General features: G+C 63.6%; 12 protein-coding genes. 7 read left to right on the top strand and 5 right to left on the bottom strand.

Annotated features, from left to right (window positions below; genetic code table 11):
* The 6 genes from cysS to VD811_03025 all read left to right on the top strand — a co-directional run.
* On the top strand, positions 1-325 hold a 325-nt coding region (cysS, locus tag VD811_03050; GenBank protein HXV19955.1), incomplete at its 5' end, for a cysteine--tRNA ligase.
* Positions 326-448: 123 nt separating this feature from the next.
* Positions 449-2,446: an excinuclease ABC subunit UvrB gene (gene uvrB, locus VD811_03045; GenBank protein HXV19954.1), complete on the top strand. Its 1,998-nt coding sequence runs from the start codon at positions 449-451 to the stop codon at positions 2,444-2,446.
* A 139-nt stretch (positions 2,447-2,585) separates the two neighbouring features.
* A complete protein-coding gene (locus VD811_03040) occupies positions 2,586-3,005 on the top strand; it encodes a nucleotidyltransferase substrate binding protein (protein ID HXV19953.1) in 420 nt (139 codons plus the stop codon).
* Entirely contained in the window at positions 2,995-3,324 is a 330-nt protein-coding gene (locus tag VD811_03035) for a nucleotidyltransferase domain-containing protein (protein HXV19952.1), read from the top strand. Before VD811_03040 ends, VD811_03035 begins: the two co-directional genes overlap by 11 nt.
* Before the next feature lie 160 nt (positions 3,325-3,484).
* The gene (locus VD811_03030) at positions 3,485-3,724 is read left to right on the top strand and encodes a hypothetical protein (GenBank protein ID HXV19951.1); all 240 of its coding nucleotides are present in this window, start codon (positions 3,485-3,487) and stop codon (positions 3,722-3,724) included.
* Complete coding sequence (locus tag VD811_03025) at positions 3,721-4,152, top strand: putative toxin-antitoxin system toxin component, PIN family (protein ID HXV19950.1); 432 nt, start codon at positions 3,721-3,723, stop codon at positions 4,150-4,152. The genes VD811_03030 and VD811_03025 overlap by 4 nt, the downstream gene beginning before the upstream one ends.
* Positions 4,153-4,260: 108 nt before the next feature.
* Here the strand turns inward: VD811_03025 and VD811_03020 are convergent, their stop codons facing one another.
* The 5 genes from VD811_03020 to VD811_03000 form a co-directional block, all read right to left on the bottom strand.
* A complete protein-coding gene (locus tag VD811_03020; GenBank protein ID HXV19949.1) occupies positions 4,261-5,157 on the bottom strand; it encodes a complex I NDUFA9 subunit family protein in 897 nt (298 codons plus the stop codon).
* 82 nt (positions 5,158-5,239) lie between these two features.
* On the bottom strand, positions 5,240-6,685 hold the full coding sequence (locus VD811_03015; GenBank protein ID HXV19948.1) for an RtcB family protein: 1,446 nt from the start codon (positions 6,683-6,685) through the stop codon (positions 5,240-5,242).
* 33 nt (positions 6,686-6,718) lie between these two features.
* Entirely contained in the window at positions 6,719-7,135 is a 417-nt protein-coding gene (locus VD811_03010; protein HXV19947.1) for an archease, read from the bottom strand.
* A gap of 83 nt (positions 7,136-7,218) precedes the next feature.
* A complete protein-coding gene (locus VD811_03005; protein ID HXV19946.1) occupies positions 7,219-7,737 on the bottom strand; it encodes a BCAM0308 family protein in 519 nt (172 codons plus the stop codon).
* Positions 7,738-7,824: 87 nt separating this feature from the next.
* Positions 7,825-8,496 carry a cyclase family protein gene (locus tag VD811_03000; GenBank protein ID HXV19945.1) on the bottom strand — a complete coding sequence of 224 codons (672 nt, stop codon included), beginning with the start codon at positions 8,494-8,496 and terminating at the stop codon, positions 7,825-7,827.
* A gap of 236 nt (positions 8,497-8,732) precedes the next feature.
* Between VD811_03000 and VD811_02995 the strand changes: the two genes are divergently transcribed.
* On the top strand, positions 8,733-9,755 hold a 1,023-nt coding region (locus VD811_02995), incomplete at its 3' end, for a hydrogenase small subunit (GenBank protein HXV19944.1).

Below are 9,755 nucleotides of genomic sequence, written 5' to 3'. Positions count from 1 at the left end.
GAACCGGCTGATCACCGAGAACCGCTTCGACGAATGCTCCCTGTCGCTGGCGGTGCTGCGCGACGCCCGCAGCAAGCTGCTCAAGCTCGGCGGCGTGCTGGGGCTCTTCACCTCCGATCCCGCCGCCTGGCTGGCCAGGAGTCAGGCGGAGGGGCTGCAGGCGACCGGCCTCACCCCGGAGGCGATCGAGCGGCTAATCGCCGAACGCCGGCAGGCCCGCCAGGAGCGCAACTTCGCCCGCGCCGACGCCATACGCGACGAACTGGCGGCCAAGGGGATCGAACTGCTCGATTCGAAGGAAGGGACGAGCTGGAAGGTGAAGTAGGTCCTGTAGGGGCAGGCCTTGTGCCTGCCCGAGGGTGCCCACCAGGGGCGCCCCTACAAAACGGATTACGCAGAATCGTAGGGGCGCAGCATGCTGCGCCCCTACGCCGTTGGAAGAAAGCAGATGGCCAAATTCGAACTCAAATCCGACTATCAGCCCCGCGGCGACCAGCCGCAGGCGATCCGTGAACGGGTCGAGGGGATCCGCCGCGGCGACCGCCACCAGGTGCTGCTCGGCGTCACCGGCAGCGGCAAGACCTTCACCATGGCCAACGTCGTCGCCGAGGTGCAGCGGCCGACGCTGGTGCTGGCCCACAACAAGACCCTGGCCGCCCAGCTCTACGGCGAATTCAAGGAGCTCTTCCCGCACAACGCCGTCGAGTACTTCGTCTCCTACTACGACTACTACCAGCCCGAAGCCTACGTCCCGGTCACCGACACCTACATCGAAAAAGACTCCTCGATCAACGAGGAGATCGACAAGATGCGGCACAGCGCCACCCGCTCGCTGCTCTCCAGGCGCGACGTGCTCATCGTCGCCTCCGTCTCCTGCATCTACGGCCTCGGTTCGCCCGAGGCGTACTACGGCATGCTGGTGCGGCTGGAGGAGGGGATGGCGCTCGACCGCAACGCGCTGCTGAAAAGGCTGGTGGAGATCCAGTATGAGCGCAACGACGTCGACTTCCACCGCGGCAGCTTCCGGGTGCGCGGCGACACGGTGGAGATCTTCCCCGCCTACGAGGAGGACCGGGCGATCCGGGTCGAGTTCTTCGGCGACGAGGTCGAGGCGGTCTCCGAGATCGACCCGCTGCGCGGCCGGGTTCTCGACCGCATCGGCCGCACCGCCATCTTCCCGGCCAGCCACTACGTCGCCACCCGCCCCACCCTGGAGCGGGCGATCAAGGAAATCCAGGAGGAGCTGCGCGAGCGCATCCAGTATTTCCGCGAGCGCAACATGCTGCTCGAGGCGCAGCGCATCGAGCAGCGTACCCTCTTCGACATCGAGATGATGGAAGAGATGGGCTACTGCCAGGGGATCGAGAACTACTCGCGCTTTCTCGACGGACGCCAGCCGGGAGAGCCACCGGCTACGCTTTTCGACTACTTTCCCGGGGATGCCATGCTCTTCATCGACGAGAGCCACGTCTCCGTCTCCCAGGTCGGCGCCATGTACCGCGGCGACCGTTCCCGCAAGGAGACCCTGGTCAACTACGGCTTCCGCCTCCCCTCGGCCCTCGACAACCGTCCCCTGACCTTCGAGGAGTTCGAGGCGAAAGAGCTGCAGACCCTCTACGTCTCGGCCACTCCGGCCGACTACGAGTTGCAGAAGGCGCAGGGGGTGGTGGTCGAGCAGATCGTGCGGCCCACCGGCCTGGTCGACCCGCCGATCGAGGTGCGTCCGGCCAAGGAGCAGGTCGACGACCTGATCCACGAGATCCGCGCGACGGTCCAGAAGGACTACCGCGTTCTGGTCACCACCCTGACCAAGCGGATGGCCGAGGATCTCACCGGCTATCTGGAGGAGCTGGCGATCATGGTGCGCTACCTCCACTCGGACATCCATACGGTGGAGCGCATGGAGATCATCCGCGACCTGCGCCAGGGGAAGTTCGACGTGCTGGTCGGCATCAACCTGCTGCGCGAGGGGCTCGACCTCCCCGAGGTGGCGCTGGTGGCGATCCTCGACGCCGACAAGGAGGGTTTCCTCAGAAGCGAGCGTTCCCTCATCCAGACCTGCGGCCGCGCCGCCCGCAACGTCGACGGCCGGGTCATCATGTACGCCGACAGGATGACCCGCTCGATGCAGGCCTGCATCGAGGAGACCGGAAGGCGCCGCGCGGCGCAGCTCGCCTACAACACCGAGCACGGCATCACCCCGGAGACGGTGAAGAAGTCATTGCGCACCATCCTCGAGGACATCGCCGAGCGGGACTACGTGGAGCTGCCGCTGGTGGCCGAGGAGGAGGGGGAATACCGCTCGCCGGCCGAGCTGCGCCGGGAGATCGAGCGGGTGAAGAAGGAGATGCTCAAGGCGGCGGCCGACCTGGAGTTCGAGAAGGCCGCCGGGCTGCGCGACCGGATGCTGGTGCTGGAGAAGCGGGAACTGGCGATGCGGGGGTAGAGGCTTTGCGCAAGAAAACGGTTGCCCATGTGAGCTGTCAATACGTTGACTTGGACCTATCCGTGTTATACGGTGTTATACAAATCTGCAGCTCAGCATCTTCTTATTGAAAAAAGCCTTCTCAGATGGAGAGGATTTGATGCGAGATCCCGACGTTCGCTGGCAGCAACGTTTTAATAATTTTCAGAAAGCCCTTCAACAGCTCAGCAAGGCGGTTGAGCTCAGCCATCAGCGCGCCTTGTCGGAGCTGGAGAAACAGGGGCTGATTCAGGCGTTCGAGTTCACCCACGAATTGGCCTGGCGCGTGATGAAGGATTATTTCGCTTATCAGGGAAACACTTCGATCATGGGGTCGCGTGACGCCACCCGAGAGGCCTTTCAGAATAACCTCGTAACGGATGGTGAAGGGTGGATGGAAATGATCCGGAGCCGAAATCTGACTTCACACGCTTACAACCAGGAGGTGGCCGATGATATCGTCGAGCGGGTGGTCACCCTGTATAACGGCCTCTTCCGGGCCTTCGAACAGCGGATGCAGGGCCTGAAAAATGCCGGATGAGAGTCTGGAAAGTTTCGGCCTGAAGCCGAGCACCATAGAGAAGATCAGGGCAGTCTTCGCGGGGCATGCGGAAGTTGAGCGGGTCATTCTCTACGGCTCACGCGCCAAAGGCAATTTTCGCCCGGGGTCGGATATCGATCTCACCATTTGCTGCGAGGCCGTGACGCTATCCCTGCTGCTGAGAATCGAACAGGAACTGGACGAGCTTCTGTTGCCGTACAAGATCGATCTCTCCCTACACCATCAAATCGACACCCCGGAACTGCTGGAGCACATCAAGCGGGTCGGGAAGATTTTTTACGAAAAGGCGAAGGATTAAGGAGGTCGGAGGCAAGGGCGGGTGCGGAAACCAGAGAAGTGCCCCTTGTTTTCCGTACTACCGTCCTGGCTGGGGAAGTGAGCAGTTGAAGCGCTGAGCAAAACTCCATGAATCTTCGTTGTGGTAAAGTTTAGGTCAATCCCGACCCTCGGAGGCCGCCATGTTTGCCTATAAAAAGTATGTGACCATCAAGGACCCGGCAAAACTCGAATTGACCGGCCTTCCCTTCCGTCCCGGCCAGCGGGTGGAGGTGGTGATGATCGCCGAAGACGAGAATCAGGAGGCCCGGACCGATGAGCTGCGGGCGCTATTCAAAAAGACCCAGGCCCTGCCCCAGGCAAAGGCCATCTCCGAAGATGCGATCGCTGAAGAAGTCGAGGCGTATCGGACCGGCCGATGAGGGTTGTAATCGATACCAATGTGCTGGTCTCCGCAATCCTGAAAGACCGGACGCCGGAGGAGGTCACCCTCTTCATTGCTTCCCGCGATGACATGGAGTGGCTGGTCACCCCCGAGATCATGACGGAATACAGGGAGGTTCTCGGCCGCAGGAAGTTCAGCCTGCCAGCCGATATCCTGCACCAATGGTTCACCATGCTCGACGTCCTGACGACGACTTGTAGCGGGTCGGAAGGGGTAGATTTCCCGCGCGACCGCAAGGACGCCAAATTCATCGCCTGCGCCCTCGCCGCCAAGGCGGATTACCTGATTACCGGTGACCGGGATTTTGCCGAAGCGCAGAAGCTTCTCACCACGACCATTCTCAGTGTCTCCCAGTTCAAGCGGCTGGTCTGCGAGCGGCTCGACCGCCCAAGATCGGAGCGTTAATAGGGATTTTTTCCCCTTTGGCAAAGGGGGCGAGGGGGGATTTCTCCGGAGGTTTTGCCCTTGGCGGTGGTTAAGGAGGCCGAGATGTTAAGGGGGCCGAAGCTCATCTCACGCCCTCAGATACCGCTTGATCCCCTCGGCGAACTCCCGCGGCCTGATACCGAAGGCCTCAGCCCACTCGGCCGGGTCACACTCGTTCCCCTCCAGAAGCATGGTCATCTGGCTGCTGGTGAGAGGAAAGGCGGGAATCGATTCGAACAGGGCGACCACCGGTTTCATCAGCAGGACCGGGTGGTGCAACTTGGCGACGTGCGATTTTCCCAACGCTGCGCCGATCAGGTCGAGAACCTCGTCGTAGCTGTGGCTCTGCGGGCCGCAGCAGTGGAAGGTCCGGCCGACCGTCTCCGGCAGGGTGAGCGCCTTGACGAAGGAGGCCGCCACGTCCTCCACCGCCACCGGGCTCATCCGGTAGCGGCCGTCGCCGATCACCGGCATCGCCGGCAGCTTGCGCATCATCTCGGCCAGCATGTTGACGAAGGCATCGCCGGGACCGAAGATGAGGGAGGGGCGAAAGATCGTCCATGCCAGCGAGCTGGTTCGCACCGCCTCTTCCGCCTGCCACTTGGTCTGGTGGTAGGGGGAGACGGCATTCTCCCGGGTGCCGTTGGCGCTCATCTGCAGGTAGCGTTTCACCCCCTGCGCTTCGGCCGCCTCGACCATGTTGCGGGTCGCCTCGAAGTGCAGCCGTTTGAAGGTGATCCCTTTCCCCGGAAACTCGCGGATGATGCCGACCAGGTGAATGACGGCGTCGCACCCTTCCAGGGCGCTCTCCAGGGTTTCCGGCTCGGTCACGTCGCCATGCCGGACCTCCACCCCTTCCCGGACGGCGAGCTTCCCCTCCGATCCGGCCCGCACCAGGCAACGAACCGTATGTCCGGCCGCGATCAGCTGGCGCAGCACTTCGCTCCCCACGAAACCGGTGCCGCCGGTCAGGAAAACTCGCATAAATGCTCCTCCCTGCTTCGAAGGGGCAGGCCTTGTGCCTGCCCGCACAAGGGCACCCACGAGGGGTGCCCCTACGAAAATCCTATCCCTTAATCACCGCCATCGGCTTCAATCTCGCCACGATCTTGCCGATTCCCGCCTGCTGCACCACGTTGACCACTTCCATGACGTCCTTGTAGGCTTCGGAAATCTCCTCGGCCACGGTGGCGCGGCTGGCGGCGCGGATAATGATGCCGCGGGCCGCCATCTCCGCCTCGATGTTGCGGCCTCTGGCCTCCTTCTTGGAGGCGTGGCGGGAGAGGACCCGGCCGGCGCCGTGGCAGGTGGAGCCGAAGGTCTCCTCAAACGCCCCCTGGGTTCCCACCAGCACGTAGGAGTAGCGCCCCATGTCGCCGGGGATGAGGACCGGCTGGCCGACCTTGCGGTAAAGCTCCGGAGTCTCCGGATGGCCGGGAGGAAAGGCGCGGGTCGCCCCCTTGCGGTGCACACAGAGCTGCCGCAGCTTCTTGCCCACCTTGTGCGTCTCGTACTTGGCGATGTTGTGGCAGACGTCGTAGATGACCGACAGACGCAGCTCGCCCGGCCCCTTTTCCAGTGCCTGCTCGAAGGACTCCCGCACCCAGGCGGTGATCAGTTGGCGGTTGGCGAAGGCGAAGTTGGCGGCGCAGGCCATGGCATGCAGGTACTGCCGCCCTTCGGGGCTGAGCAGCGGGGCGCAGCAGAGCTGCCGGTCGGGGAGCTCGATGCCGTACTTGCGGCTGGCGGCCAGCATCATCCGCAGGTAGTCGTCGCAGACCTGGTAGCCGAAGCCGCGGCTGCCCGTGTGGATGGTGACCGTCACCTGGCCGGGAAAGAGCCCGAGGGCCTCGGCGGCCGCCGCGTCGCCGATCTCCTCGACCATCTGCACCTCGATGAAGTGGTTGCCACTGCCGAGGGTCCCCAACTGCGCCCTGCCGCGCTCCAGCGCCCGGTCGGAGACGAGCTCCGGGTCGGCGCCGGGGATGACTCCCCCCTCCTCGATGTGGCGCAGGTCCTCCTCGCTGCCGAAGCCGTGCTCCACCGCCCAGCGTGCCCCTTGCTGCAGGACCTTGCGCTCCTCGTGGACGGAGAGCTTCAGGTCGCGGCGCTGCGAGCCGACCCCCGAGGGGACGTTGTGGAATATCCGGTCGGCCAGCCGCCCCAGCTGCGGCCGGATCTCTTCGGCCGAAAGGGCGCTGCGCAGCAGGCGCACCCCGCAGTTGATGTCGTAGCCGACGCCGCCGGGGGAGACCACCCCGTCCTCGTCGGGATCGAAAGCCGCCACGCCGCCGATGGGGAAGCCGTACCCCCAGTGGATGTCGGGCATGGCGATGGAAGGGCCGACGATGCCGGGGAGGGTGGCGACGTTGCGCACCTGCTCCAGTGCCTGCTCCTTCTCCAGCACGCGCATCAGCGCCTCGCTGGCGAAGACCAGCCCCTCGGTGCGCATCGCTCCTTCCTTCGGGATGCGCCAGCGGCAGGCATCGATTCTTTCTACCTTGACGGCCATTTCGTTTAATCTCCTTGCAGCAACCCCAGCCTGCTACAGGTCCACGTAGACCCGCGCATGCCACAGCCCGTCGGTCTTCTCCACCCGCAGCTGGTGATAGGTCACCGCCTTGACCTCGCGCTCGACGGGGTGGCGCTGCGGGTCGAAGGGTTCGCCGCGAACCCGGGCCAGCAGACGGTTGCCGCGCACCTCCTCGATTTCGAAGTCGAGAGGGAAAAATCTCCGGATTTCGAACAGGTAGAGGATTTCGTTGAGCCAGTTGACGAGCAGCTCTTCGGCATCCCCTCCTTCCACGGTGACAATCCTTTCCTCCCGGCAGAGGGCTTGGGGGGTGCCGGCGATAATCTCCAGCAGGCCGTAGGCCGCCTGGGCAAAGAGCTCCTCGATCGTCTCGCCGCTCGCCTCGATCCCCATGTCGGCGGTATGTTCCAGCAGCCGGTGCGTCCCCATCGGTCCTTGCCGCAGATGAAAAAATTAGTGAACCGGAAAACAGACCTTTTCCGGTTCAAGCGATTTGTCGCTCCGAGGTGCAGTCAAACCATCCGCTCCCAGGTCACCCGGCAGACCGAATGTTCCTCGGTCCAGGAAACCTTGAGCTCGCCCTGGTGCGCCTTGTGCAGCGCCCTTCCGAGGTGTTCGGCGAGTTTCTCCTCGGTGGTTTCGATAATCAGGTCATCTCCGTCACGCTCCATGCGAATGATGCGCTCCAGGGGATTCTTGGCCATTGCCTTCTCTTCTTCGTTCTTCAGGATGTTGCGGATTTCCTCCTCGTGGTCCCAGAAATAGTCGCCGCGCAGGGTAACGATCCCTTCTGGATAGCGTTCGGCAATCTTCTGGCAGGCGGGACAGGTCACCCAGTGGAAATCGCCGCCCGCCTTCGCCGCCTCGAAGGCCGCGACGTCGAGATACCAGCGCTTGTTGTGGTAGAGGGCATGACAGCTCTCGCACAGTGAAAGTGCCGGCGGTCCTTCCTCGGGGATATAGGGGTCGGAACTGGTTTTGACCCGGCCGCGCTTGTCGCTGATGCCAAACTTTCTGACGTCTTTCTGCATAGATGACCCTCCTTTCCGGTTGCTTTCCCCCTTCCAATTTCAGTATAGCACCACCGGGGGTCTTGGCCAGAGCCCCTGGGCCGGCCGCTACATCGGCCAGCGGGTGTGGTGTTCCGGTCCCGGCAGCGGGGCCTGCCGGCCGCGTAGAACCGCCCGGCAGGGGGCGCCGTCGCCACCACTGATTTTCAGGGGAAGACAGATCAGTTCATATTCCCCCCGTTCGACGCCGGCGAGATTGAGACCCTCGAGGATGACCACGCCGGCCTCGAGCAGGATCCGGTGCACCTCACCCTGGGTCCGGGTATGCTCCACCGACAGGTAGTCGATCCCCACCAGCCGCACGCCGAGCTCGACCAGACAGGTCGCCGCCGCCGGGGTCAGGGCGGTGAACTCTCCGACAAAACCGGGCTGTTCCCAGAGGGAGGAGTTGCGGGTGTGAAAGAGCAGGCGGCGCTCCCCCTTGAGGGGGAGTTTTCTGAGGAGGCCGGCATCGATCTCCCCGTCGTGCGCAGTCAGGTCGACCACCAGGCAATGCCCGATCAGCAGCGTCAGGGGGATGTCATCGACCGTCGTGCCGTCGGCCAGCAGATGTGCCGGTGCATCGACGTGGGTGCCGGTGTGGCTGCCGAAGGAGAGCCGGGTGATGCGGAACGGCTTGCCTTCGGCCGGCACCGGCAGCTTAGAGAGCCGGACCGGCGGATCGCCGGGAAAGCACGGCAGGGAAGGGGAGATGGGGACGCTGATGTCGTACAGGACCATGGCGTAACTCCTCGCGGTCAGGCGTATGCTTTCGGTGCCAAAAGTATAGCGGTTCATTGCCACGGCGCACAGGCGCACTATACTTGGAAGCTGGATTCTCCTGAAACACACCGCACGCGTTATCATATCCGGCATGATGGATACATCATCGCTTGATTAAACGCTTGACGGGGTCCCGACAGCATTATAAAGATGTTCTATCTGGACTTGTTAACTTCTGAAAGGAGGCATGATTGATGAACAACGACCAGCTCCCGACGTCGGTCTCGCTGCCGGAGGAGACTCTGAGGAAGTGGGAGGCGAGGGGGATCAGCCGCCGCGACTTCATGAAGTTCTGCTCCAGCATGACCGCCGCCCTTGCCCTGCCCGTCACCTTCATCCCCAGAATCGCCGAGGCGCTGGAGGCCGACAACCGGCCGCCGGTGATCTGGCTGGAGTTCCAGAGCTGCAGCGGCGATTCGGAGGCACTGCTGCGCGCCAACCAGCCGACGGCCGCCGAGTTGATCCTCGACTACCTCTCCATCGAATATGCCGAGGTGATCATGGCCGCCGCCGGCCACCAGGCCGAGAAGGCGAAGCACGACGCCATCGAGAAGTACAAGGGGAAATACATCGCCGTGGTCGAGGGGTCGATCCCGATGAAGGACGGCGGCATCTACTGTACCGTCGGCGGTGAAAGTGCCCTCAATATCGCCCGCAAGGTCTGCGCCAATGCCGCGGCGACCATCGCGGTGGGCAGCTGCGCGGCCTTCGGCAACATCCCCGCCGCCGCCCCCAATCCGACCGGCGCGGTGGGGGTCCAGGAAGCGGTCCCCGGCGCCACCGTCCTCAACCTGCCGGGCTGCCCGCTGAATGCCGAGAATCTGACGGCGGCCATCGTCCATTTCCTCACTTTCGGCAAGCTCCCTGCCGTCGACCGCCTCGGCCGCCCCCTTTTCGCCTACGGCAAGCGCATCCACGACAACTGCGAGCGGCGCTCGCACTTCGACGCCGGCCAGTACGCCGAGGCCTTCGGCGACGAAGGACACCGCAAGGGGTACTGCCTCTACAAGCTGGGGTGCAAGGGGCCCGAAACCTTCCACAACTGTCCGACGATGCGCTACAACGAAGGGCAGAGTTGGCCGGTCATGGCCGGCCACGGCTGCATCGGCTGCAGCGAACCACAGTTCTGGGACACCATGAGCCCCTTCTACCGTCGTCTGCCGCAGGTCCCCGGCTTCGGCATCGAGGCGACGGCCGACAAGATCGGGCTCGGGCTG

It is taken from the genome of Desulfuromonadales bacterium, assembly GCA_035620395.1.
Classification (GTDB): Bacteria; Desulfobacterota; Desulfuromonadia; order Desulfuromonadales; family DASPGW01; genus DASPGW01.
This window is presented reverse-complemented; position numbering and strand designations above follow the sequence as displayed.

Excerpts from the sequence above, each read along its gene's own strand:
- VD811_03000 (HXV19945.1), bottom strand. The coding sequence starts at position 8,496 with ATGGTCCTGTACGACATCAGCGTCCCCATCTCCCCTTCCCTGCCGTGC.
- VD811_03010 (HXV19947.1), bottom strand. The coding sequence starts at position 7,135 with ATGGGGACGCACCGGCTGCTGGAACATACCGCCGACATGGGGATCGAG.
- VD811_03040 (HXV19953.1), top strand. The coding sequence starts at position 2,586 with ATGCGAGATCCCGACGTTCGCTGGCAGCAACGTTTTAATAATTTTCAG.
- VD811_03030 (HXV19951.1), top strand. The coding sequence starts at position 3,485 with ATGTTTGCCTATAAAAAGTATGTGACCATCAAGGACCCGGCAAAACTC.
- uvrB (HXV19954.1), top strand. The coding sequence starts at position 449 with ATGGCCAAATTCGAACTCAAATCCGACTATCAGCCCCGCGGCGACCAG.
- VD811_03020 (HXV19949.1), bottom strand. The coding sequence starts at position 5,157 with ATGCGAGTTTTCCTGACCGGCGGCACCGGTTTCGTGGGGAGCGAAGTG.
- VD811_03035 (HXV19952.1), top strand. The coding sequence starts at position 2,995 with ATGCCGGATGAGAGTCTGGAAAGTTTCGGCCTGAAGCCGAGCACCATA.
- VD811_03025 (HXV19950.1), top strand. The coding sequence starts at position 3,721 with ATGAGGGTTGTAATCGATACCAATGTGCTGGTCTCCGCAATCCTGAAA.
- VD811_03005 (HXV19946.1), bottom strand. The coding sequence starts at position 7,737 with ATGCAGAAAGACGTCAGAAAGTTTGGCATCAGCGACAAGCGCGGCCGG.
- VD811_03015 (HXV19948.1), bottom strand. The coding sequence starts at position 6,685 with ATGGCCGTCAAGGTAGAAAGAATCGATGCCTGCCGCTGGCGCATCCCG.